We start from the raw sequence: 22,742 nt of genomic DNA, 5'->3' as shown, positions 1-22,742 counted from the left end.
GGCTTTATAATCCTTTCACTTGAGAAAACTTAGTTGTGCAAAGAGCTGCGGTTGTCAGAGGAATAGCCTCTCTCTTTCTCAAGCTTTATTTTTTCAGGGTACTGATTACCGCTGTAGCCTGCTGAGCTAGTTAATGAGCTGCAAGCAGAGATTGTTAGAGCGGCAAAGACAACGAGAAAAATCTTCATATGAACTCCCACTTTGACTATGAATAGCACCAGTACTACGTCATGAGTTAAGAGTGAGATCATAAAAAGGTCGAATTATCGACCACTTAATTTTTACTAAGAATATTGTGCTTCAAACCAGCTTTCTAGAATGACGACAGCAGACTGGTTATCGACATTTCCCTTACTCAGCGCCTTATAGCCGCCCATATCAAACAGCTCCGAGCGAGCCTCAGCCGTAGAAAGTCTTTCATCATGTAATTCAACATCGACCCCAAAACGGCCCTTGAGGCGGTTAGCAAATTTCTTTGCTCGTGGGGTAATGGTCTCTAGTTCTTTACCATGAAGGTCGGTCGGGTACCCAACAACAATCAGGTTAGGTTGCCACTCTTTAATCTGCTTTTCGATATCGTCCCAGTTTGGGATGCCATCTTTTGCTTTGAAGGCTTTTAGTGGGCTGGCTGTCCCAGTAATTTCTTGACCAATAGCGCTACCGATACTTTTTGTACCGTAATCGAATGCCATAATTGTACGTGACATAGTGTTTCCAAATTGATGAGATGGATAAAGGTTATGCGTGACCAGATTCAGCAGACAGTTGTGCTGCGTTGATACCGAGCATCTGTACGGCAACCTTCCAACGTTCTGCGATAGGGGTGTCAAAAATGACTTTAGGATCGGCCTCAACGGTAAGCCAAGAGTTTTCTGTCAGTTCAGTCTCTAGCTGCCCCGGTTCCCAACCAGCATAACCTAAAGCGACAAGGTAATGTTGAGGTTCATCTTCAGTGCCCAGAACCGTCAGAATATCGCGTGATGTTGTGACAGATAGCTGATCCGTCATGCTGATACTGGATTGGTAATTGCCGCTGGGCTTATGCAGGATAAAGCCTCTATCTTCGGCAACTGGGCCGCCACTTAAGACGGGTTTGTCTAAGCTAGCTTGGTTCAACTTAGGCTGAGTTGCGTCGATTTCAACTTGCTTGAGCATATTGCCTACAGTGACATTAATAGGGGCGTTAATCATCAACCCCATCGCGCCTTCGTCGTTGTGTTCACAAAGGTAGATCACTGAGTTTTGGAAGTAAGGATCTTTCATTCCAGGCATTGCGACCAGAAAATGGTTAGTGAGATTCATAGTACCTCCTGCTCTAAAGGGAAACGGAGCGGCTTGGTCGCCGCTCTCATGCTAACTCTGTCAGCTAATATTATTGTCTAATTATTAGCTTAGGTTATTTTGCGCTAATGCGGCGCTCAATCGCATCCATTAGCTTACCTGTGATTGAGATATCGAAGGCACCTTCAATTTCGCGAATACAGGTAGGGCTGGTTACGTTGATCTCTGTTAGCTTATCACCAATCACATCAAGGCCAACAAAAATAAGACCTTTCTCTTTCAGAGTTGGAGCGACGGCTTTAGCAATTTCCCAGTCGGTTTCGCTAAGAGGACGAGCTTCACCGGTACCGCCAGCAGCTAGGTTACCGCGAGTTTCGCCCTTCGCTGGGATACGTGCTAAGCAGTAAGGCATCGGCTCGCCATCAACCACAAGAATGCGCTTATCACCATTGCTGATGTCTGGAACGAAAGTTTGCGCCATTGCGTAGTTTTGACCGTGGTTAGTCAGCGTCTCGATGATCACTGAGACGTTTGGATCACCTTCTTTAACGCGGAAGATCGACGCACCACCCATACCATCAAGAGGCTTAAGGATCACATCGCCATGTTTCTCACGGAACTCTTTAATCTTTTCTGCTTTGCGCGTTACGATCGTCGTTGGAGTTAGCTCTGGGAACCATGCTGTGAATAGTTTTTCGTTACAGTCACGAAGGCTTTGCGGTTTGTTTACAATGAGTGCACCGTTTTCTTCGGCACGCTCGAGAATGTAAGTTGCGTAGATGTATTCTGTATCAAACGGAGGATCCTTACGCATTAGAACCGCATCTAAATCAGACAAAGCGATCGTTTGTTCTGATTTGAACTCATACCAGCCGTTTGGATCTTCTTTTAGCTCAACGACTTTTGTATCTGCAATTGCGACGCCTTGATCGAGGTGAAGATCATTCATCTCCATGTAGTGGATTTCGTAGCCGCGGCGTTGCGCTTCAAGCATCATGGCAAAGCTAGAGTCTTTTTTGATGTTGATGGACGAGATTGGGTCCATCACAATACCGAGTTTGATCATTATTTTTCTCCGTTTAACCAAGATCGCCGAAACGAACTTGTAAAGCTGTAATTGCAGTTAGAGCCGCTGTCTCTGTACGCAGTACGCGCGGACCGAGTAGCGTCTCTTCAAATTTGTATTCTTCTGTCATGCTGATCTCTTCAGCTGACAATCCACCCTCTGGGCCAATGAGTAGGCGAACCTTGTTGATAGGCTCTGGCAATGTGTTAATTGAGTACTTTGCTCTAGGGTGCAGATTCAGCTTAAGCGCTTCGCTTGGCTCACTACACCACTCTTCAAGCTGCATGATTGGGCGGATTACTGGTACGGTATTGCGCCCACACTGTTCGCAGGCTGCAATCGCAATCTTCTGCCATTGCGCCAGCTTTTTCTCGAAGCGTTTTGCATCAAGCTTCACACCACATCGTTCAGAGATAAGTGGGGTAATGGTGTTGACGCCAAGCTCAACCGATTTTTGGATGGTGAACTCCATCTTATCGCCGCGAGAGATAACTTGACCAAGATGCAGGTCGAGTGGTGACTCACTGCTACGCTCGACACGCTCTGTCACGTTAACCGTCACATTCTTCTTCGAGACTTCGGTGATTTCAGCCGGAAACTCAGCGCCGCTGCCGTCAAAAAGTAGAACTTCTTGACCCTCTTTCATGCGCAATACTCGTCCAACATGCCCCGCAGCATCCTCGCCAAGTGCAAGAGAACCTAATTGATGAATGGGTTCAGGGTGGTGAATTCGAGGGATTCTCATGTTGGTTGACCTGTAAATAGTTTATCTGGGGTTTAGTATCTCAGCCTAACATGGATGCGCAATGAAGAAAAAACAAGGGTGATACCAGAGTTTCAAGGCAATATGAAATTCTGGTGTCTAGAACAAAGATTAAAACAGGTGAGTAGGGTTACTTACAGCTCTCGTAAACGAACGGGTTATGGTTGCCTTGAATGCGGAAAATGCGTTCGTCGCGAGTACACTCCCACTCATCGACGGGGAATTGCTTATTCCACGCCATCATCAAGTTAGTTTGTTGCTTAGAAAGTTTGAAACCGTATTCTTGGCTCATATAGAGGTAGGTACGAGCAATTGAACCTTTTGCTCTGTCTGGTGGCATAACCTTACGCTGCTTGAAGTTAACCTGCATCTCGCATTGCCCATAGCTCACCCCATCAGTGCCATTCCATTGACTGAAATTGTAGTTGGAGCGATCACCGTTCACTTCACCAATCGCAGGCGTTAGGTTATGAAGATCCGCCTCCATTGATTTGAAAACCTTGTCATTACGGGTGCAGTTCTTACGACCACCATTTTGCCAACACTGACGCTGGTGGCCGAATTGCCATGCAGGGACCACATGTTCCCATTCAATACGAGAAGCTCTTTTCTGCTGCTTTCTTACTTCGTAACCACAGCCCTCAAGCTCTGGAATCCCTTTCTTTTTGTCTTTCCAAGTAATGTCACAGCCACAATAGAAGGAAGTTGGGTGGTCTAGATAGATCTTTACGGCTTCTCGTTTTGCTTTAGAAAATGAGCTTGGGGGAGCGGCGAAAACGCTTTGGGTTACCAGTAGGCCAAATAGTATAGAAAGGCAAAAAGACACCGATAGGCCAAATGCTTTTGAAGGTGGTTTTTTCATATAAAAAGACTGATAAAAGTATGATAATTATCAGTCTAGCACTCAAATGACACTTTTCTCTATTACATTTTATCTCAGCGTTTATTACGCCTAGCTGAGCTGTGTACCAGTGAAAGTTAAAAGCTGTTTGCATTGCTGACAGCGGTAGCTAGCTTGACTTCGTTGCACTTTATTGTGGCGACGGATGGTTAAAGGATAGAGAGTACAGTCACAACGATATTCGAACGTTTTGCCTTGTACTGAAGCGATTGAAAAGCTGTGTGTGGTCTTTGCTGGTACCTTGAATACCTGCTCCATAACGAACTTCCACTCTTTCCCATGTGGCTTTACACGGCCAAAGACTTGATGAGTGACTAGATGGGCGATCTCGTGAGGAATCACTTCATCAATGAAAGCGTCAGGGTTTTCATTGAACAGCACTGAGTTGAGGCGTATTTCGTTGAGTTGTAAGTAGGCTTTGCCGGCAGCCTTACCGCGCACTTGATAGGTCAGCTTTGGTATTGGAAATTGGCGAGAGAAGTGTGAGTTTGCGGTGTGAATACACTCAGCCAATTTCTTGTTGGCACGGTGATGCAATGGACTGTAAGACGACAAAGATGAAACTCCAAACAAAAGACCTTAGCTCGATGCTAAGGTCTTATCCTATCATTGCTCCTGATTGAGGTCAGGCATTACATGTGATGCTTTTTCTTGATGGTCTCATGATAAGCGTGCCACGTACCGTAGCCGAGTAGCGGCATAGTCACGATCATACCCACGCCATAAGTGGCAAACCCAATCAAGATACCGCCACAAATGATGGCAGCCCAGACTACCATGGCGGGTAGGTTAGATTTCACCGCGTTAAAACTAGTGAATATCGCACTCATTACGTCAACTCGACGCTCCATCATTAATGGGATTGAAAAGGCCGAGATGCTGAAAATAAGACTAGCAATCACAAAGCCTACTACTGACCCCGTGATTAAGAATGGTGCAAACTCAGTTAGCGGTGCGCCCTGAACCGATGGGTAGAGCGCATGTAGCAGTGCAGCGATTCTCATCCAGAAAATCATAGCCACCATTAATACAATGGCAAATGCCCATTGGTGTGTAGAGTTGCGTGTGATGGCCTTCATCGAATGGAATAGGCTAGCGTTGTGTCCCTTTTCTCTTTCCCAGCTAGCATCGTATAAGCCGAGCGCCAAGAATGGACCGATTAGCATGTAGACAATTAAGCTTGGCATCACCACTAGATGCGTGCCTTGCCATTGAACAAGCTGAACAATTGCAACGGCAGCGGCCATAAAACATAAGCCATAAAACGCGCTGATCATCGGCATACGTACTAGGTCGTGCAGTGCGAGCGACAGCCAATGAAAAGGAGCGGAAATACTGACTTGGTTACATGGAATAGTGCGAGCGTATTCACTGTCACTCACTCTATTCTTGTCTTTTTTAAAGTCGGATGGATTTGCGGTACGAGGCATAACTTCCCCTTAGTTAAAATAACGTCCTAGATTCAACCTTGTGTTTCCTCACTGCGGATGGCAGCGAGTCATCTTGGTCGAGTTGTTATTGAAATAGCATGTCCTAGAGAGTTGTCTCGTGTTTCCTAACGGGGTGTAACCTAACCAGTTGTTGCACCAAATGTGAGCTTGATCGCCTAGGAGTACTTTAACTATTGTCACTACTATCAAAAAACACAAATTATCCAGGGTGTTTTTGAGTGGGGGTTAAGCAGAGAAGTTGATGAAATAAGGCGGGTGATTTGAGGTAACTGTATAAAAATAAAGCCCTTACTAAAGAGTAAGGGCTTTTGGAAATTTTTTACGTGGTGCTAAATTATTTTAGACCAGCGAAGTCAGCTAAGATTGCTGCTTTATCTGTTGCTTCCCATGGGAACTCTTCACGACCAAAGTGACCGTATGCTGCAGTCTGCTTGTAGATTGGTTGAAGAAGGTTCAGCATCTCTTGAAGACCGTATGGACGTAGGTCGAAGTTTTGACGAACGGCTTCAATAATGATGTCGTGAGATACTTTTTCAGTACCGAAAGTCTCCACCATGATAGACGTTGGATCAGCAACACCGATAGCGTAAGACAGTTGGATTTCACAACGATCAGCCATGCCAGCTGCAACGATGTTCTTCGCAACGTAACGAGCTGCGTAAGCTGCAGAACGGTCAACCTTTGATGGATCTTTACCAGAGAATGCACCGCCACCGTGACGAGCTGCGCCGCCGTAGGTATCAACGATGATCTTACGACCTGTTAGACCACAGTCACCCATTGGACCACCGATTACAAAACGGCCTGTTGGGTTGATGAAGAAGTTAGTGTCTTTGTTGATCCACTCAGAAGGCAGTACTGGCTTGATGATCTCTTCCATTACTGCTTCACGTAGATCCGGTGTTGTTACTGAATCACAGTGTTGAGTTGAAAGAACAACAGCGTCGATACCAACGATCTTGCCTTGGTCGTACTGGAAAGTAACTTGTGATTTCGCATCTGGACGAAGGAAGTCTAGTTTACCGCTCTTACGAACTTCAGCTTGCTTCTTAACAAGTAGGTGAGAGTAAGTAATTGGAGCTGGCATTAGGATTTCAGTTTCGTTTGTTGCGTAACCAAACATGATACCTTGGTCGCCTGCGCCTTGCTCTTTAGGGTCTGCTTTATCAACACCTTGGTTGATGTCTGGAGACTGCTTACCAATTGTGTTTAGTACTGCACAAGAGTCAGCATCAAAGCCCATGTCAGAATGAACGTAACCAATTTCACGAACTGTTTCACGAGTGATCTCTTCGATATCAACCCATGCAGACGTTGTTACTTCACCGCCAACCATAACCATGCCCGTTTTCACGTATGTCTCACAAGCAACACGTGCTTTTGGATCCTGTTCTAAGATGGCATCAAGAACAGCATCAGAGATTTGGTCTGCAATTTTATCTGGATGGCCTTCTGAAACAGATTCAGAAGTGAAAAGGTGCTTAGCCATGAGAGCTCCACTTTTAGTATTAGGTGCAAAGTTTCTATCTGCGTCGCAGAGGCTGCGCCGAGATTAAATTCAATAATTTCTGTAGGTGTTTCTACATCTAGACGTCTATTCTAAATTCCAACGGTCGAATTACAAGCTCTTTTTTATGATATGTCATAACCAAACGATTGCTTTCTCATTTGTGCCAGCCCGTTAAAAACGAGGGAAATGTTGCAAAAGTGCGAAAACTGACATTGAAAACCTCAGTAAAACGTTTGCAGTCGCCATGGCCGTTTGAGAGAATAACCGCGCTAATAACTAGCAATTATTTCTCATTTTTCAAATCGCTTATGCACTCAGGAGCAGACATGCCTTCTCGTAAAGATCTCGCAAATGCAATCCGCGCACTTAGTATGGACGGTGTTCAACAAGCTAATTCAGGCCACCCAGGCGCACCTATGGGTATGGCTGACATCGCTGAAGTTCTTTGGCGTGGTCACTTGAACCACAACCCAGCAAATCCAGAGTGGGCAGACCGCGACCGTTTTGTATTGTCAAACGGCCACGGCTCAATGCTGATTTACTCTCTGCTTCACCTAAGCGGTTATGAGCTATCTATCGAAGATCTTAAGAACTTCCGTCAATTGCACTCTAAGACTCCAGGTCACCCAGAGTACGGTTACGCACCGGGTATCGAAACAACGACTGGCCCTCTAGGCCAAGGCATCACTAACGCAGTTGGTATGGCGATGGCTGAGAAAGCACTGGCTGCGCAGTTCAACAAAGAAGGCCACGACATCGTTGACCACTTCACTTATGCATTCATGGGTGATGGCTGTCTGATGGAAGGTATCTCTCACGAAGCATGTTCTCTAGCAGGTACGCTAGGTCTTGGTAAGCTTATCGCTTTCTGGGATGACAACGGCATCTCTATCGACGGTGAAGTTGAAGGTTGGTTCTCGGACGACACGCCTAAGCGTTTTGAAGCATACGGCTGGCACGTAATCCCTGCTGTAGATGGCCACGATCTAGAAGCGATCAACGCAGCTATCGTTGCAGCGAAAGCAGATCCACGCCCTACGCTCATCTGTACTAAAACTATCATCGGTTTTGGTTCTCCAAACAAGTCTGGTTCTCACGACTGTCACGGTGCACCACTAGGTCATGACGAAATCGCAGCGACCAAAGAAGCTCTAGGCTGGGCTCACGGTCCATTTGAAGTTCCTGCAGACATCTACGCTGAATGGGATGCAAAAGAAGCGGGCGCTGAGAAAGAAGCAGCTTGGAACGCGAAGTTTGAAGCATATGCAGCGGCTTACCCTGCAGAAGCTGCAGAGCTTAAGCGTCGTCTAAATGGCGAACTACCAGCTGAGTGGGAAGAGAAAGCAAACGCAATCATTGCTGATCTTCAAGCAAACCCTGCTGACATCGCATCACGTAAAGCGTCTCAAAATGCACTAGAAGCGTTTGGTCAAATGCTACCAGAATTCATGGGTGGCTCTGCTGATCTAGCACCTTCTAACCTAACTATGTGGTCTGGTTCTAAGTCTCTTGAAGCGAATGACTTCTCTGGTAACTACATTCACTACGGTGTTCGTGAATTTGGTATGACAGCGATCATGAACGGTATCGCTCTGCACGGTGGTTTCGTTCCTTACGGCGCAACATTCCTAATGTTCATGGAGTACGCACGTAATGCGATGCGTATGGCTGCTCTGATGAAAGTTCAGAACATCCAAGTTTACACGCACGACTCTATCGGTCTTGGCGAAGACGGCCCAACTCACCAACCAGTTGAGCAAATGGCTTCTCTACGTCTGACTCCAAACATGAGCACATGGCGTCCATGTGACCAGGTTGAGTCTGCAGTGGCTTGGAAACTAGCGATTGAGCGTAAAGATGCACCAACATCTCTAATCTTCTCTCGTCAAAACCTTGCACAGCAACCACGTGATGCAGAGCAGGTTGCTAACATCGCGAAAGGTGCTTACATCCTGAAAGATTGCGAAGGCAAGCCAGAGCTTATCCTTATCGCAACAGGTTCTGAGGTTGAGCTAGCAGTAGAAGCAGCAGCACAGCTAACAGCAGAAGGTAAGAAAGTACGCGTTGTTTCAATGCCATCAACAGATGCATTTGACAAGCAAGACGCAGCCTACCGTGAAGAAGTTCTACCATCAGACGTAACAGCACGTATCGCTATCGAAGCGGGTATTGCTGACTTCTGGTACAAGTATGTTGGCTTCGACGGTCGCATCATCGGTATGACAACATTTGGTGAATCTGCGCCAGCGGGTGAACTGTTCAAGATGTTCGGCTTCACAACTGAAAACGTAGTAAGCACAGCTCAAGAGCTTCTAGCTTAATTTGAGTCTCTCACTGAAGCCTTGCTGCTGATGTGAAAATAGAAAACCGAGCTTTAATAGCTCGGTTTTTTTATTGAGTGCAACGAAAGTAGGTTACTCGAACTCATTTCCCCAGTTATCCCGCTCTTTGGTCCCACATACTTTACATGTCACGTAGCGATCCATGTTGTAGTAGTGACCACCATTGATAATGGAGTGGGCAAATAATTTCACTTTGCCTAGCCATGTTTTATCTACGTCATAATGGCTGGGTTGGCGAACAAGTATCTCACTGTGAGGTGTCTCTTGGTTGCACGTTTTACAAAAATGAGTCGCTGGATATCCAGACATAACCTTTCCCTTTGGTTGAAAAACGAGAGGAGAAACAGCCGCAGGTTTGACTAGCTCATTTTCACTATCAGTATATTGATAGCTTGTTATTGATGGTTGCTATCAATTATTTTTAGCGAGTTAGATCACTCAACTAATGCCTTTTAGGTAGGATTCAGTTATCATCTGTTGCACGAAATTTTGGTTAGATGTATGGAACTATGCTAAAAGTCGCAATCAACGGATTTGGAAGAATAGGGCGCAATGTTCTAAGAGCGCTGTATGAAAGTGGCAAAAGCCAACAAATCAAAGTCGTCGCAGTTAATGAGTTAGCACAACCTGATGCTATGGCTCATCTGCTTCAATACGACACCAGTCATGGCCGTTTCGGCAAAAGGATCTCAAACGATCAAGAGCATATTTATATTCATCATGACAGTGGTGAAATTGATACTGTTCGCATTCTCCATTTAGCTGAAATTGACCTGCTTCCTTGGCGCGATCTTGAAGTGGATATCGTGCTTGATTGTACCGGTGTGTATGGTTGCCGAGCCGATGGTCTCGCTCATATCGAAGCTGGCGCTAAAAAGGTACTGTTCTCACACCCAGGTGCGAACGACCTCGATAACACCATTATTTATGGCGTTAACCATGACACCATCAAAGCCAGTGACCGCATTGTTTCCAATGGTTCTTGTACCACAAACTGTATCGTACCTATCATCAAGGTTCTTGATGAGGCGTTTGGTATCGATTCTGGCACCATCACCACGATTCACTCGTCGATGAATGACCAACAAGTGATTGATGCTTACCATTCGGACTTACGTCGTACTCGTGCTGCGAGCCAATCAATTATTCCGGTTGATACCAAACTTCATAAAGGTATTGAGCGAATCTTTCCGAAATTTTCTAACAAGTTTGAAGCGATTTCTGTGCGAGTACCAACGGTTAACGTTACAGCAATGGATTTAAGTGTCACAATTAATACGAATGTGAAAGTTAATGACGTAAATCAAACCATTGTTAACGCATCTCAGTGTACATTACACAACATCGTTGACTATACTGAAGCGCCGCTCGTATCCATCGACTTTAATCACGATCCCCATAGCGCGATTGTGGATGGTACTCAAACCAGAGTGAGCAACGGCCACTTAGTAAAAATGCTAGTGTGGTGTGATAACGAATGGGGCTTTGCAAACCGAATGCTGGATACGGTACTTGCAATGCAAGCTTCTGAAGGCGAGAAGTAAGGCCCGGAAGCAAATATGCGGATTATTTATTTTTAAGCTTGAAATAAATGCCAAGTATCCACATATTATGACCAGTTGAAGAATTTATAGGCTTAGCAGGGTTGCTGAGTTTCCAAAACTTTATATTTATTTAAATTTGAGAGGACAAATCATGTCTGTGATCAAGATGACTGACCTGGAACTAGCAGGTAAACGCGTATTTATCCGTGCTGACCTAAACGTACCAGTAAAAGACGGTAAAGTAACTTCAGATGCTCGTATCCTTGCATCTCTACCAACTATCAAGCTTTGTCTAGAAGCTGGTGCAAAAGTAATGGTTACTTCACACCTTGGTCGCCCAACGGAAGGCGAGTACAACGAAGAGTTCTCTCTACAACCTGTAGTTAACTACCTAAACGACGCTCTAGAGTGTGACGTTAAACTAGCTAAAGATTACCTAAACGGCCTAGAGCTGAACGCTGGTGAGCTTGTTGTTCTAGAAAACGTTCGCTTTAACAAAGGCGAGAAGAAGAACGAAGAAGAACTGTCTAAGCAGTACGCATCTCTTTGTGACATCTTCGTAATGGATGCATTCGGTACGGCTCACCGTGCACAAGCATCTACTCACGGTGTTGGTACTCACGCTCCTGTAGCATGTGCTGGTCCTCTTCTTGCTGCTGAACTAGAAGCGCTAGGTAAAGCAATGGATAACCCAGAGCGTCCACTAGTTGCTATCGTTGGTGGTTCTAAAGTATCTACTAAACTGACTGTTCTTGAGTCTCTATCTAAAGTTGCTGACCAACTTGTTGTTGGTGGTGGTATCGCGAACACGTTCATCGCTGCTGAAGGCCACAACGTAGGCAAGTCTCTATACGAAGCAGACCTAGTTGAAACAGCTCAGAAGCTAATGAAAGAGTGTGCTATCCCAGTTGCAACTGACGTAGCATGTGCAAAAGCATTCGACGAAAACGCTGAAGCTGAAATCAAGCACGTTTCTGAAGTTGCAGACGACGACATGATCTTCGACCTAGGTCCAGAATCAACAGCGGCTCTAGCTGAAATCATCGGCAACGCTAAAACTATCCTTTGGAACGGCCCTGTAGGCGTATTCGAATTCAAGAACTTCGAAGCGGGTACAGCAGGTATCTCTAAAGCAATCGCTGAGTCTGCAGGTTTCTCTGTAGCAGGTGGTGGTGACACGCTAGCAGCTATCGACAAGTTCGGTATCAAAGCTGACGTTTCTTACATCTCTACTGGCGGCGGTGCTTTCCTTGAGTTTGTTGAAGGTAAAGTACTTCCAGCAGTTGCTATGCTAGAAGAGCGCGCTAAGGCGTAATGAATATGAAGGCGGGTGATTACACCCGCCTTTAACGTTTGCTGCACGTCACACTTTTTTGCTAGAATGGCATAAGTTGTGAGCAAACGTTTGCAAGTTTTTAAACTTAAGTTTTTTAATCTTAAAACGATAGAATAAATAGGACTATTTCCATGTCTAAGATCTTCGATTTTGTAAAACCTGGTGTAATTTCTGGCGATGACGTACAGAAAGTATTTGAAGTAGCAAAAGAAAACAAATTTGCTCTTCCAGCAGTAAACGTTGTTGGTACTGACTCTGTAAACGCAGTACTAGAAGCAGCTGCTAAAGTTAAGTCTCCAGTTGTTGTTCAGTTCTCTAACGGCGGTGCTGCTTTCTTCGCAGGTAAAGGCGTTAAACTTGAAGGTCAAGGCGCTCAAATCCTTGGTGCTGTAGCTGGTGCTAAATACGTACACGCTGTAGCTGAAGCTTACGGTGTTCCAGTTATCCTGCATACTGACCACGCGGCTAAGAAACTTCTTCCATGGATCGACGGTCTACTAGACGCTGGTGAAGAGTTCTTCGCTCAAACTGGTAAGCCTCTATTCTCTTCTCACATGCTAGACCTTTCTGAAGAGTCTCTAGAAGAGAACATCGAAACATGTGCTAAGTACCTAGAGCGCATGGCTAAAATGAACATGACAATCGAGATCGAACTTGGTTGTACTGGTGGTGAAGAAGACGGCGTTGATAACTCTGATATGGACGCATCTGAGCTTTACACTTCTCCAGAAGACGTTGCATACGCATACGAGAAACTAAGCGCTGTTAGCCCACGTTTCACTATCGCAGCATCTTTCGGTAACGTACACGGTGTATACAAGCCAGGTAACGTTGTTCTAACTCCAACTATCCTACGTGACTCTCAAGCATACTGTGCAGAGAAGTTCGGTATCGCACCTAACGCTCTAAACTTCGTATTCCACGGTGGTTCTGGTTCTACTGAAGCTGAAATCCAAGAGTCTATCGGCTACGGTGTTATCAAAATGAACATCGATACTGATACACAGTGGGCTACATGGGATGGTATCCGTGCATACGAAGCGGAAAACCGTGAGTTCCTACAAGGTCAAATTGGTAACCCAACTGGCGAAGATGCGCCAAACAAGAAGTACTACGATCCACGCGTATGGCTACGTGCTGGTCAAGCTTCTATGGTTACTCGTCTTGAGAAAGCATTCGCTGACCTTAACGCTGTAGACGTACTATAATTCTTTTGAATTAAGTACAGCTAACGTTTTGAAAACCCGCTCATTGAGCGGGTTTTTTTGTATGTGATAAAAACTTGTATGAATTATGTAAAAACTCTAGCGAATGGTGAATAAATTTCGTAGTCTTTTAAGTATCGGTATTTGTGTTTATGCGTAAGTTTCCTTTATTCAAAAGCTTACATAAATATGACTTTGCAATCTGTCAAAGATAGGATATCGTGCCGAAAAATTGGGTCTGACCCCGTTTTATAGAAAGGACCTGGTTACTCCCTTCGACTGAATGCTTATTGCGAGAGCTTCTTTATCTCTGCTTGGCGTTGGGTTTTTGTAGCTTAAGGCAGTTTAGCTTTTAGCATATTTTATAGAGGATGCTCGTTATGGCTGAAGAAATGGCAACAATTGAAACTCCAATTGTGGATACGTTGTCTCACGCAGAACAGTGGTTAACAAATAATTCTGACCTATTGATTCAATATGGTGTGAATATTATTTCTGCTCTTTTGATTCTGTTTATTGGTAACTTGATCGTAAAAGGTGTAGCCAATAGCGTTTCTAAAGTTCTTCATAAGAAGAAAATGGACAAAGCCGTTATCGAATTTATTCATGGTCTTGTTCGTTACCTGTTATTCGTAATTGTTCTGATTGCCGCATTAGGTCGTGTGGGTGTTCAAACAGCTTCTGTCGTTGCAGTTATTGGTGCGGCAGGTCTAGCGATTGGTCTTGCACTTCAAGGCTCACTATCTAACTTTGCTGCGGGTGTACTGATTGTTGCGTTCCGTCCATTCAAGTCTGGCGACTACGTTGAGATTGGTGGTGTTGCAGGCTCTGTAGATTCTATTCAGATTTTCCAAACTGTACTGACAACACCAGATAATAAGATGGTTGTGGTACCAAACGGCAGCGTTATCGGTAGCCCAATCACTAACTACTCGCGTCATGCAACGCGCCGTGTTGATTTGATGATTGGTGTTTCTTATGGTGCTAACCTTCAACAGACAAAAGAGCTGTTGACTAAGATCTGTGAATCAGATGAGCGAGTATTGAAAGAGCCTGGTGTTCAAGTTGGTGTTCATACACTGGCGGACTCTTCAGTTAACTTCGTGGTTCGCCCATGGGTTAAGACAGCTGATTACTGGAGTGTTTACTTCGACCTTATGCAAGCAATCAAAGAAGGCTTGGATAAAGAAGGTATCGAGATCCCATTCCCACAAATGGATGTGCATCTCAATAAAGTTGAAGCATAACGTTTTAGCTTAGAGTATTAAAAAGGCGGATAACTCAGTTATCCGCCTTTGTCATTTTGAGCGAGCTGGTTATCTATTTACATTGACCAGTACTGCTCGATGAGTCCTTTGCTAAGTAAAATCGCGATAGTAAACATCATTGTCGCAACAGCAATATCGATGCCTTTCTTCACTTTTGGCTTTGATAGTGTTGGGCCTAATTTTGCTGCACCTAGCGAGAGCGAATAGAACCAAACAAACGACGCTAGAATTGTCCCTAAAGCAAACGAAAGGCGATCGTTTCCTTCAAACTGGCCACCAATCGAACCCAAGATAACCACAGTATCTAGATACAAGTGAGGGTTGAGTACGGTTACGGCTAATGCACCTAGGATAACGGTACGCTTGCCACGTGCCAGCACTTCTCCCTTCGATTCACTTTCTGTTTCTGCTTTAAATGCACTTTTTAAAGACAACAGACCATACACGCTCAAGAAAGCGATACCGCCCAGAGTGACTGATGTCAGTAGAATCTCATTTTGAGATAGGATCGCGCCGCCACCAAAAATACCGAGTGAGATAAACAGAGTATCCAAAAGGCTACAGATAGTTGCTGTCGTGAGGTGATGATTGCGCTTGATACCCTGATTTAAGACATAGGCATTTTGCGCTCCGATTGGAATAATCATGCTCGCACCTAATCCAAACCCTTGTAATAAAACCCAAAAACTCATTTTAACCTCCACGTAATCTGTTGAAACCTCAATTTACAGAGAAGATACGCTTAGATTTTAAATAAGTATAATTAATGATTTTAATATAATATTAGAGATGCTTATCAGGTGGTGAGTTTTGGGTTTAGAGGGAGTGAATAATGCGTGGATTAGATTATAAATGGTTGGAAGCCCTTGATTCTGTTGTGAATCAGCGGAGCTTTGAACGAGCAGCAGAGCATCTTTATATCTCTCAATCTGCGGTCTCACAGCGTATTAAGCAGCTCGAGAAATGGCTTGCGCAACCGGTATTGATTCGCGAGACACCACCGCGTCCAACGCCTACGGGAAAGAAACTACTTGGCCTGTATCGAAGAGTACGCCTGCTTGAGCATGAATTAGTGCCTGAGTTAATGAACGAAGAGAGTAACCAAGCGCTCTCAGTATCAATTGCAACCAATGCAGATAGCCTCGCAACTTGGCTATTGCCAGCACTGTCTGACGTGATGAAGACGCGACAAGTCGAATTAAATATGGCCATCCATGGCGAGTCTCGAACGATCGCTAAACTAAAAAATGGAGAGGTTGCCGGTGCGATCAGCCTTGAATCTCAAGCTCTTCCTGGTTGTAGAGCTGACTATTTAGGTCGAATGGATTACGTGTGTGTAGCCAGCCCTGCATTCTTTGAGCGGTACTTTGAAGATGGTGTGAATTATGAAACGTTGAAGAAAGCGCCAGCTGTCTCTTATGACCAATACGATGATCTACATAAGAAATTTCTTCACGAGCACTTTAATGTGCCAAGGGACGCGGTCATTAACCACACTGTGGGTAGCTCCGAAGCGTTTGTTCGTATCGCCATGTCCGGTGTCGCTTACTGTTTGATTCCGCGCTTACAGATCGTAGAGGAGTTAGAGTCCGGCTTATTGATTGATATTACACCGGGTTTTCTGCTTTCATATCGAATTTATTGGCACCACTGGCAACTAGAGAGTGGGGTGCTTAAAGAGATCTCACAGGCTATTTTGAGCTACGCTCATCAACACCTTCCTCAGTAAGCTGACAGTTTTTCCAGCGTAAAAGTTATGTAAGAAGTTCAATATCATGATTGGTATCGCCATAAATTACTCTATGATGAAAGGACATTTGCTTAGCATGGGTTTTCCTAATGAAGTTAGTTCCAAATATGTTAGCGACATCTCTTACTCTGACTGCGGCTCTGTCAGTTATCAGTTTCCCATCATTGGCTGAGGTAACCAGTTTTCCTCACCTTTCTACCACTGGTTATGGTGAAGTCGTAGCGAAGCCAGACATGGCCACTTTCTCAGTCAAGGTTGTTGAGTCAACCATGACAGCAGAACAAGCAAAAGGAACGGTGGATAGAGTCGTTGCTGCTTTTCTGAATAAGCTCGAAGAGGCTGGCATTGATAAAACCGGCATCCAAAGCTCTAACCTATACCTTGCTCCTCAGTACCATTACCCAAAAGAGGGCAAGCCTGAACTCGTGGGTTACCGAGCATCTCGCAATGTCACCGTGCAAGTTGAAGATTTAGCCAATCTGAACCGCTACTTGGATATTGCGCTTAGCGAAGGGATTAATCAGGTCGATAACATCCAACTTCAGGTACGCGATCAAGCTAAGTATCAAGAGATGGCGCGTTTAGAAGCGATTAAAGATGCACAGACTAAGGCTAAGTCATTAGCGAACGGCTTTGATAAAGAGCTAGGTGATGTGTGGCGTATTGATTACAACGCGCAGTATGCACAACCTGTTTTGATGCGCTCAATGGCGATGGATTCCAAAATGGAGTCTAACTCATATCAAGATTCTACGATTACGATCCGTGACCGTGTTGATGTGATCTATCAGCTTGAAGAGTAATTGGATCATCATAATCTAAATGCCTACAGTAGGCCAAATACTAAAAAGGCTCTCGCAATGAGAGCCTTTTGTACGTTTGTTAAACTGAATGATTAGTGCAGTAGTCGAGCTCGGATAGTGCCTTCAATCTCTTTCAGCTTCAGCAATGCTTCTTCAGAGCGATCTGCTTCCACGTCAATGACTACGTAACCCATGTCGGCAGCCGTTTGTAGGTACTGACCTGCAATGTTGATACCTTCTTCCGCGAAGATGGTGTTGATTTGCGTTAGGATACCCGGACGGTTTTCGTGGATGTGTAGTAGGCGCGATGTACCCGTATGCAGCGGCAGAGATACCTCTGGGAAGTTTACACTTGATAGCGTTGAACCATTATCTGAGTACTTCGCTAGTTTACCCGCTACTTCTACACCGATGTTCTCTTGTGCTTCTTGAGTAGAACCACCGACGTGCGGTGTTAGGATCACGTTGTCAAACTGCATCAATGGAGACTCAAATGGGTCAGCATTGGTTTTTGGCTCTGTTGGGAACACATCAATCGCTGCACCACCTAAGTGACCTGAATCTAGAGCACCACATAGCGCTGGGATATCTACAACCGTACCACGCGCTGCGTTAATGAAAATAGCGCCCGGTTTCATGCGGTCGAACTCTTCTTTACCCATCATGTTCTTGGTTTCGTTTGTTTCAGGAACATGCAGAGAAATAACATCACACTTGTTCAAAAGCTCAGTCATGGTATGAACTTGAGTTGCATTACCTAGCGATAGCTTGTTCTCAATGTCGTAGAAGTAAACGCGCATACCTAAGTTTTCAGCAATGATACCCAATTGAGTACCGATATGACCGTAACCGATGATACCTAAGCGTTTACCACGAGCTTCGTAAGAGTTGTCTGCACTCTTTTTCCAGATACCACGGTGCGCAAGTGCGTTTTTCTCTGGAATGCCACGAAGAAGTAGCAATACTTGACCGAGTACCAGCTCAGCAACACTACGTGTGTTTGAGAATGGTGCGTTAAACACAGGCACACCGCGCTTAGCTGCAGCGTTTAGGTCAACTTGGTTAGTACCGATACAGAAACAACCGATCGCAACCAGCTTCTCAGCTGCGTCGATAACTTCTTGGGATAGATTTGTACGAGAACGGATACCAATAAAGTGCGCATCTTTAACTGCTTCTAGTAGCTCTTCTTCAGGCAGAGAGCCTTTATGATATTCAATATTGGTGTAACCAGCGGCTTGTAGTACTTCTACTGAAGAAGGGTGAAGTCCCTCTAGCAGCAGAATTTTAATCTTATCTTTTTCCAGTGAAACTTTGGCCATTGTTCTCGTCCTTTAAAATGGAAAGGTGGGCAAATGCGGCGCACGTGCTACAAAATGGCTTAAGGGGATGAAATTAACCATTTTGTTAGGAGACAAACGTTTTCCCTGTGCGTCTTCTGAACAATAAAGTAACAAAAAAAAAATGATTTGGGTAAGAAAATTACGGAATAAGCCATAATTTTACAGATGCTAAGCAAAAAAAACGGTGCCCTCAGGCACCGTATGTAATGAAGTAACAGAAAGTAGCACTATTACTCTGTTTATTATTCTTCGATTTTTGCGCCTTCAGGCGTACCTGTAATCACAATATCGGCACCACGGTGAGCAAATAGACCAACCGTTACGACGCCTGCGATACCGTTGATGATGTCTTCCATCTGTTTCGGGTTTTCAATCGCCATGCCGTATACATCTAGGATTACGTTACCGTTATCAGTAATGCAACCTTCACGGTACACTGGGTCACCGCCTAGTTTTACAAGCTCACGTGCTACGTAAGAACGCGCCATTGGAATAACTTCTACAGGCAGTGGGAACTTGCCAAGTACGTCAACGGCTTTAGTACCATCAACAATACAAACAAACTTTTCAGAGATTGCAGCAACAATCTTTTCACGAGTAAGAGCAGCACCGCCGCCTTTAATCATGTCACGAGTTGGGTTGATTTCGTCTGCGCCATCAACGTAGATGTCGAGTTTCGCAACGTCGTTACACTCATACACTTTTATCTCTAGTTCTTCTAGACGTTGTGTTGATGCTACAGAGCTAGAAACGGCACCTTTAATCTTGTCTTTCATTGTGCCTAGTGCGTCGATGAAGTGATTTACTGTAGAGCCAGTACCAACACCCACAATGCTGCCTTCTTCAACATACTGAAGTGCTGCCCAACCAGCCGCTTTTTTCATTTCATCTTGAGTCATGCCAATCTCCTGAATAGGTCGTGCTTTTTTGAATAAATAGAGCGTACGTGTAAGTTAACGTTTGCGGGCGGATTATAGCGCTTTAGTCACCAATTTCCCATTGCCAAGTTTTACTCGGAGTCACGATTTTAGGTAAGGGGATGTCCCAATTCGCAGTCGGTAACTGCTCGACATGTTGACAATCATGAGCAAGCCCAATGGGTGTCGCGCCAATGCCAGTGTTAAACCAAGGCGCTAATGTGCGGTCGTAATAGCCGCCGCCCATGCCTAATCGGTGGCCGTAAGAGTCAAATCCAACTAATGGCGTAAAGATAACATCGAGCTCGCGCGTTGGCTTGACCTGAGTTTGATCGAGTTTTGGTTCCACAATGCCATATTTATTGTGCACCGTTGGAGTATCGGGCGCGTAGCGCAAGAAGAGGAGATGTCCGTCAGAAAAAGGATGCAGTACAGGGAGGTAGACTTCTTTTCCTTGCGACCATAACCATTCGATAAGCGGCTGCGTATCAAGCTCACCATCGGTAGAAATATAGAGGGCGATGTGCTGGGCATTTTGAAGATCGTTTAAGGTCGAACAACGTTCAACGAGATCTAAGCCAGCTTGTTGCTGTTCAAGGTTAGAGAGTGCTTTGCGTTTCTGTCGGATGAGAGTGCGAAACTCGTTACGAGTGAGCGTCTTCATAAGAAGGGATACCCCAAAGTGCCGTTGAGAATAGATGGCCCTTGAACCAGCGAGTTCAAGGCGGATCAGCAATGATTACCGTAGGCTTCTCGGTACGGGCCGAGCATGCTCAATAGCACTCAAGTACTAACCCTTAGGGATTGCTTATCGGCTCGGGGACGTGAATCCTCTGACAAACACTCCAGGGTAAATTTTGTGAACGCTTATTGCTGTCCGTGCTTAACCTTACTGAGTACATCTGAAAGCGATGCAGTGAGCTTTTCCATGCGCTCGGTCAGTGCGTTTTGTTCGTCGTTAGCTTCGAATTTCTTCGTTTGCAACTCGTAACAGATGTTAAGAGCCGCGATGGTTAGCAGCTTAACTTCATTGGTTACCTTAGTACGTTCAGCCATCTCTTTCAATCGATTATCAAGATCGGCCGCCGCTGCGATTAATGACTCTTCTTGCCCTGCAGGACAATTAACTCGAGTCAATTTACCTAATATTTCAACGTCTACCGCTTGATTAATCATGATGGATGAACTCTTTAACGCGCTATTCTAAGGCCGTTGCCCTTTGTCATTATGAGAAAGAAAAAGTGCCAGCACCGATGAGGAAGCTAACTCCTCTGAGGAGGAAACTATAGGTAAACCGCTATTAAGATTCAAGCTTTTCAGAGTGACTGTTTGTAAATGAGAGCTTGAGCACACAGTAATTCAGCAAATTGAACATTTGATAGTCACTCTTACTGCAATTGCTAAGGATCTGCGCTTACTAGAATTGGGGTGAAGTGGTACGATTAATAGATTGATATAAAGAACAACTGAGCGAGTTATCTGATGAGCGAAACTACTTTACCTGACTACCTAACGGTTGCAACTGAATTGCAATCAGCAAGCCTAGCTGTAACGCCTGCCGAAATGCATGGACTACTAACGGGGATGCTAAGCGGTGGGTTAAGCCTTGCAGATAAAAGCTGGCAGCCATTAATCTTCGATTACACCAATGAAGGAATGGGTTGGCCGGATCGCGCACTAACATTGGCGGAAGCAACGCTTAAAGTGACCACCAGTGAAATCACGGGTTCAGGCATGGAACTCTCTATGTTACTTCCTGACGAAGATGCAAGTGCTAGCCTGTTTGATTTGGCTGACGGCGTCTCTGATTGGATTAACCACTTCATCTCAGGTTTGGGCTTAGTCGGTGCACAACTGAACAAAGCGTCAGATGAAACCAAAGAAGCGTTGGCCGATCTAGAAGAGATGGCAAAGCTAGGTATCGATGAAGATGACGATCTCGATGAGCAAGCACAGCTACTCGAGCAGGTTATTGAACATGTTAAAGCGTGTGCATTGACGATTCATGCAGAGTTCGGTGCTCGTCCATCAGAAGACAGCGCACCAACCATTCACTAATTGTTTCGAGTTTAGAGGTCACGATGGCTCAATTTGATGTGGTAATTGCTGGTGGAGCAATGGCAGGTGCAACACTTGCTCTCGCGCTCAACCAGTTAAGTCAACGCTCTTTATCGATAGCTGTGGTTGAACCGTATCAGGTTGACCATAGTGCTCACCCCGGTTTTGACTCTCGCTCAATCGCACTCTCTTACGGAACTGTGCAGATCTTAGAGTCTCTTCAATTGTGGTCATCGATTTTGCCGGTAGCGACGGCGATCAAAGATATTCATGTCTCTGATCGTGGTCATGCAGGGATGACAGACATCTTTAGTGAACAACTCGCTGTGGATGCGCTTGGTTACGTGGTTGAACTTGCTGACGTTGGGCGCATTTATCAAGAGAAGCTTGAGGCTGAAAGTAACATCACTCTGTTTTGTCCATCTTCAGTGAGTGAGATTACTCGTCATATTGACTATACCGATATTGAACTTAGTTGCGGCCAAACCATTACAACCAAGTTGTTGGTTGCGGCAGATGGCGCGATCTCGACGTGTTGTGAACGTCTCGGTATAACTCTAAACGAGCATGATTTTGGTCAAGTGGCTGTCATCGCGAATATCGTTGCTAGCGAACCGCATGCTGGGCGTGCATTTGAACGCTTTACAGAGCATGGCCCTGTTGCGCTATTGCCTATGACAAATAACCGCTTGTCTTTGGTTTGGTGTCTGCCACCTGAACAAGCGAATAAGGTAATGGCGTTGGATGAAACCGCCTTTCTTGAGCAGCTTCAAGACGCCTTTGGTTGGCGCTTAGGCAAGCTAGAGAAGGTTGGACAGAGGGCGAGTTACCCACTGATTCTGCGTCATAGACAACAGAATATCTCTCATCGCTTTGCGATTGTCGGCAATGCTGCACAAACCTTACATCCTATTGCCGGGCAAGGGTTCAATCTTGGCATTCGTGATGTTGCGTCGCTTGCGGAAGAGGTATGTGAACAGCTGGATGATGTAGGTCACTACTCAGGGTTAACGCGCTTTAGAAAACGTCGAGAGTCAGATCGTGATACCACGATTGCACTCACTTCAAGCTTGGTTCACCTGTTTTCAAATGATTGGCCAGCGACACGCTTGGGTCGTAATCTCGGATTAGCAGCAATGGATAACATCTCACCCCTTAAGGGTCCTTTATTGCGTCATACGCTGGGCTTGGTTGAGAGATAAGG

Annotated in this window: 24 protein-coding genes and 1 other RNA gene; 9 read left to right on the top strand and 16 right to left on the bottom strand. The window is 45.1% G+C overall.

Annotated features, from left to right (window positions below; genetic code table 11):
* Window positions 1-29: 29 nt before the first annotated feature.
* The 9 genes from OCV50_RS12300 to metK all read right to left on the bottom strand — a co-directional run bounded on the left by OCV50_RS12300 (window position 30) and on the right by metK (window position 6,951).
* The gene (locus tag OCV50_RS12300) at window positions 30-188 is read right to left on the bottom strand and encodes a hypothetical protein (protein WP_239841274.1); all 159 of its coding nucleotides are present in this window, start codon (window positions 186-188) and stop codon (window positions 30-32) included.
* 96 nt (window positions 189-284) lie between these two features.
* Window positions 285-707 (bottom strand): Holliday junction resolvase RuvX, encoded by a 423-nt coding sequence (gene ruvX / locus OCV50_RS12295; RefSeq protein ID WP_261903175.1) that lies wholly within the window; start codon window positions 705-707, stop codon window positions 285-287.
* A 31-nt stretch (window positions 708-738) separates the two neighbouring features.
* Window positions 739-1,302: a YqgE/AlgH family protein gene (locus tag OCV50_RS12290; protein ID WP_239841272.1), complete on the bottom strand. Its 564-nt coding sequence runs from the start codon at window positions 1,300-1,302 to the stop codon at window positions 739-741.
* 94 nt (window positions 1,303-1,396) lie between these two features.
* Window positions 1,397-2,347, bottom strand: a complete 951-nt coding sequence (gene gshB, locus OCV50_RS12285) for a glutathione synthase (protein WP_261903174.1) — start codon at window positions 2,345-2,347, stop codon at window positions 1,397-1,399.
* A gap of 13 nt (window positions 2,348-2,360) precedes the next feature.
* Entirely contained in the window at window positions 2,361-3,092 is a 732-nt protein-coding gene (rsmE, locus tag OCV50_RS12280; RefSeq protein WP_261903173.1) for a 16S rRNA (uracil(1498)-N(3))-methyltransferase, read from the bottom strand.
* 148 nt (window positions 3,093-3,240) lie between these two features.
* Entirely contained in the window at window positions 3,241-3,972 is a 732-nt protein-coding gene (locus OCV50_RS12275; protein WP_261903172.1) for an endonuclease, read from the bottom strand.
* A gap of 90 nt (window positions 3,973-4,062) precedes the next feature.
* Window positions 4,063-4,566: a SprT family zinc-dependent metalloprotease gene (locus OCV50_RS12270; protein ID WP_261903171.1), complete on the bottom strand. Its 504-nt coding sequence runs from the start codon at window positions 4,564-4,566 to the stop codon at window positions 4,063-4,065.
* A 77-nt stretch (window positions 4,567-4,643) separates the two neighbouring features.
* Entirely contained in the window at window positions 4,644-5,441 is a 798-nt protein-coding gene (locus OCV50_RS12265) for a DUF2189 domain-containing protein (protein ID WP_239841266.1), read from the bottom strand.
* Between the two features lie 355 nt (window positions 5,442-5,796).
* Window positions 5,797-6,951: a methionine adenosyltransferase gene (gene metK, locus OCV50_RS12260; protein ID WP_239841265.1), complete on the bottom strand. Its 1,155-nt coding sequence runs from the start codon at window positions 6,949-6,951 to the stop codon at window positions 5,797-5,799.
* 347 nt (window positions 6,952-7,298) lie between these two features.
* On the opposite strand from metK, the gene tkt reads away from it, so the two are divergent.
* Window positions 7,299-9,293, top strand: a complete 1,995-nt coding sequence (gene tkt / locus OCV50_RS12255; RefSeq protein WP_239841264.1) for a transketolase — start codon at window positions 7,299-7,301, stop codon at window positions 9,291-9,293.
* 93 nt (window positions 9,294-9,386) lie between these two features.
* Here tkt and OCV50_RS12250 read toward each other — a convergent pair whose 3' ends face one another.
* Window positions 9,387-9,623: a hypothetical protein gene (locus tag OCV50_RS12250; RefSeq protein ID WP_261903170.1), complete on the bottom strand. Its 237-nt coding sequence runs from the start codon at window positions 9,621-9,623 to the stop codon at window positions 9,387-9,389.
* A gap of 200 nt (window positions 9,624-9,823) precedes the next feature.
* Here OCV50_RS12250 and epd point away from each other — a divergent pair, with 200 nt between their 5' ends.
* The 4 genes from epd (at window position 9,824) to mscS (ending at window position 14,646) form a co-directional block, all read left to right on the top strand.
* Window positions 9,824-10,858: an erythrose-4-phosphate dehydrogenase gene (epd, locus tag OCV50_RS12245; RefSeq protein WP_261903169.1), complete on the top strand. Its 1,035-nt coding sequence runs from the start codon at window positions 9,824-9,826 to the stop codon at window positions 10,856-10,858.
* A gap of 151 nt (window positions 10,859-11,009) precedes the next feature.
* Window positions 11,010-12,173 (top strand): phosphoglycerate kinase, encoded by a 1,164-nt coding sequence (locus OCV50_RS12240; protein WP_239841261.1) that lies wholly within the window; start codon window positions 11,010-11,012, stop codon window positions 12,171-12,173.
* Between the two features lie 152 nt (window positions 12,174-12,325).
* Window positions 12,326-13,402, top strand: a complete 1,077-nt coding sequence (gene fbaA / locus OCV50_RS12235) for a class II fructose-bisphosphate aldolase (RefSeq protein ID WP_239841260.1) — start codon at window positions 12,326-12,328, stop codon at window positions 13,400-13,402.
* A gap of 368 nt (window positions 13,403-13,770) precedes the next feature.
* Window positions 13,771-14,646, top strand: a complete 876-nt coding sequence (mscS, locus tag OCV50_RS12230; protein ID WP_239841259.1) for a small-conductance mechanosensitive channel MscS — start codon at window positions 13,771-13,773, stop codon at window positions 14,644-14,646.
* 77 nt (window positions 14,647-14,723) lie between these two features.
* Here the strand turns inward: mscS and OCV50_RS12225 are convergent, their stop codons facing one another.
* On the bottom strand, window positions 14,724-15,359 hold the full coding sequence (locus OCV50_RS12225; protein WP_261903168.1) for a LysE/ArgO family amino acid transporter: 636 nt from the start codon (window positions 15,357-15,359) through the stop codon (window positions 14,724-14,726).
* A gap of 140 nt (window positions 15,360-15,499) precedes the next feature.
* Here OCV50_RS12225 and OCV50_RS12220 point away from each other — a divergent pair, with 140 nt between their 5' ends.
* Window positions 15,500-16,396: a LysR family transcriptional regulator ArgP gene (locus OCV50_RS12220; protein WP_261903167.1), complete on the top strand. Its 897-nt coding sequence runs from the start codon at window positions 15,500-15,502 to the stop codon at window positions 16,394-16,396.
* 110 nt (window positions 16,397-16,506) lie between these two features.
* The gene (locus OCV50_RS12215; protein ID WP_239841256.1) at window positions 16,507-17,220 is read left to right on the top strand and encodes an oxidative stress defense protein; all 714 of its coding nucleotides are present in this window, start codon (window positions 16,507-16,509) and stop codon (window positions 17,218-17,220) included.
* 92 nt (window positions 17,221-17,312) lie between these two features.
* On the opposite strand, the gene serA is transcribed toward OCV50_RS12215, so the two are convergent.
* The 5 genes from serA to zapA form a co-directional block, all read right to left on the bottom strand.
* On the bottom strand, window positions 17,313-18,542 hold the full coding sequence (serA, locus tag OCV50_RS12210) for a phosphoglycerate dehydrogenase (protein ID WP_239841255.1): 1,230 nt from the start codon (window positions 18,540-18,542) through the stop codon (window positions 17,313-17,315).
* 263 nt (window positions 18,543-18,805) lie between these two features.
* Complete coding sequence (rpiA, locus tag OCV50_RS12205) at window positions 18,806-19,462, bottom strand: ribose-5-phosphate isomerase RpiA (RefSeq protein WP_239841254.1); 657 nt, start codon at window positions 19,460-19,462, stop codon at window positions 18,806-18,808.
* An 82-nt stretch (window positions 19,463-19,544) separates the two neighbouring features.
* The gene (locus tag OCV50_RS12200) at window positions 19,545-20,144 is read right to left on the bottom strand and encodes a 5-formyltetrahydrofolate cyclo-ligase (protein ID WP_239841253.1); all 600 of its coding nucleotides are present in this window, start codon (window positions 20,142-20,144) and stop codon (window positions 19,545-19,547) included.
* A gap of 6 nt (window positions 20,145-20,150) precedes the next feature.
* Window positions 20,151-20,335: non-coding RNA, 6S RNA (ssrS, locus tag OCV50_RS12195), on the bottom strand.
* A 12-nt stretch (window positions 20,336-20,347) separates the two neighbouring features.
* Window positions 20,348-20,656 (bottom strand): cell division protein ZapA, encoded by a 309-nt coding sequence (zapA, locus tag OCV50_RS12190; protein WP_261903166.1) that lies wholly within the window; start codon window positions 20,654-20,656, stop codon window positions 20,348-20,350.
* 306 nt (window positions 20,657-20,962) lie between these two features.
* On the opposite strand from zapA, the gene OCV50_RS12185 reads away from it, so the two are divergent.
* Both OCV50_RS12185 and ubiH read left to right on the top strand, forming a co-directional pair.
* Window positions 20,963-21,538 (top strand): YecA/YgfB family protein, encoded by a 576-nt coding sequence (locus OCV50_RS12185; RefSeq protein WP_261903165.1) that lies wholly within the window; start codon window positions 20,963-20,965, stop codon window positions 21,536-21,538.
* A gap of 23 nt (window positions 21,539-21,561) precedes the next feature.
* Complete coding sequence (gene ubiH, locus OCV50_RS12180; protein ID WP_261903164.1) at window positions 21,562-22,740, top strand: 2-octaprenyl-6-methoxyphenyl hydroxylase; 1,179 nt, start codon at window positions 21,562-21,564, stop codon at window positions 22,738-22,740.
* Window positions 22,741-22,742: the final 2 nt, after the last annotated feature.

The organism is Vibrio fortis, assembly GCF_024347475.1.
In the GTDB taxonomy this organism is placed as follows: Bacteria; Pseudomonadota; Gammaproteobacteria; order Enterobacterales; family Vibrionaceae; genus Vibrio; species Vibrio fortis.
This window is presented reverse-complemented; position numbering and strand designations above follow the sequence as displayed.

Bases quoted from the DNA above. Each gene is read 5' to 3' on its own strand.
- OCV50_RS12300 (WP_239841274.1), bottom strand. From the start codon at position 188: ATGAAGATTTTTCTCGTTGTCTTTGCCGCTCTAACAATCTCTGCTTGC.
- ruvX (WP_261903175.1), bottom strand. From the start codon at position 707: ATGTCACGTACAATTATGGCATTCGATTACGGTACAAAAAGTATCGGT.
- OCV50_RS12290 (WP_239841272.1), bottom strand. From the start codon at position 1,302: ATGAATCTCACTAACCATTTTCTGGTCGCAATGCCTGGAATGAAAGAT.
- gshB (WP_261903174.1), bottom strand. From the start codon at position 2,347: ATGATCAAACTCGGTATTGTGATGGACCCAATCTCGTCCATCAACATC.
- rsmE (WP_261903173.1), bottom strand. From the start codon at position 3,092: ATGAGAATCCCTCGAATTCACCACCCTGAACCCATTCATCAATTAGGT.
- OCV50_RS12275 (WP_261903172.1), bottom strand. From the start codon at position 3,972: ATGAAAAAACCACCTTCAAAAGCATTTGGCCTATCGGTGTCTTTTTGC.
- OCV50_RS12265 (WP_239841266.1), bottom strand. From the start codon at position 5,441: ATGCCTCGTACCGCAAATCCATCCGACTTTAAAAAAGACAAGAATAGA.
- metK (WP_239841265.1), bottom strand. From the start codon at position 6,951: ATGGCTAAGCACCTTTTCACTTCTGAATCTGTTTCAGAAGGCCATCCA.
- tkt (WP_239841264.1), top strand. From the start codon at position 7,299: ATGCCTTCTCGTAAAGATCTCGCAAATGCAATCCGCGCACTTAGTATG.
- OCV50_RS12250 (WP_261903170.1), bottom strand. From the start codon at position 9,623: ATGTCTGGATATCCAGCGACTCATTTTTGTAAAACGTGCAACCAAGAG.
- epd (WP_261903169.1), top strand. From the start codon at position 9,824: ATGCTAAAAGTCGCAATCAACGGATTTGGAAGAATAGGGCGCAATGTT.
- OCV50_RS12240 (WP_239841261.1), top strand. From the start codon at position 11,010: ATGTCTGTGATCAAGATGACTGACCTGGAACTAGCAGGTAAACGCGTA.
- fbaA (WP_239841260.1), top strand. From the start codon at position 12,326: ATGTCTAAGATCTTCGATTTTGTAAAACCTGGTGTAATTTCTGGCGAT.
- mscS (WP_239841259.1), top strand. From the start codon at position 13,771: ATGCTCGTTATGGCTGAAGAAATGGCAACAATTGAAACTCCAATTGTG.
- OCV50_RS12225 (WP_261903168.1), bottom strand. From the start codon at position 15,359: ATGAGTTTTTGGGTTTTATTACAAGGGTTTGGATTAGGTGCGAGCATG.
- OCV50_RS12220 (WP_261903167.1), top strand. From the start codon at position 15,500: ATGCGTGGATTAGATTATAAATGGTTGGAAGCCCTTGATTCTGTTGTG.
- OCV50_RS12215 (WP_239841256.1), top strand. From the start codon at position 16,507: ATGAAGTTAGTTCCAAATATGTTAGCGACATCTCTTACTCTGACTGCG.
- serA (WP_239841255.1), bottom strand. From the start codon at position 18,542: ATGGCCAAAGTTTCACTGGAAAAAGATAAGATTAAAATTCTGCTGCTA.
- rpiA (WP_239841254.1), bottom strand. From the start codon at position 19,462: ATGACTCAAGATGAAATGAAAAAAGCGGCTGGTTGGGCAGCACTTCAG.
- OCV50_RS12200 (WP_239841253.1), bottom strand. From the start codon at position 20,144: ATGAAGACGCTCACTCGTAACGAGTTTCGCACTCTCATCCGACAGAAA.
- zapA (WP_261903166.1), bottom strand. From the start codon at position 20,656: ATGATTAATCAAGCGGTAGACGTTGAAATATTAGGTAAATTGACTCGA.
- OCV50_RS12185 (WP_261903165.1), top strand. From the start codon at position 20,963: ATGAGCGAAACTACTTTACCTGACTACCTAACGGTTGCAACTGAATTG.
- ubiH (WP_261903164.1), top strand. From the start codon at position 21,562: ATGGCTCAATTTGATGTGGTAATTGCTGGTGGAGCAATGGCAGGTGCA.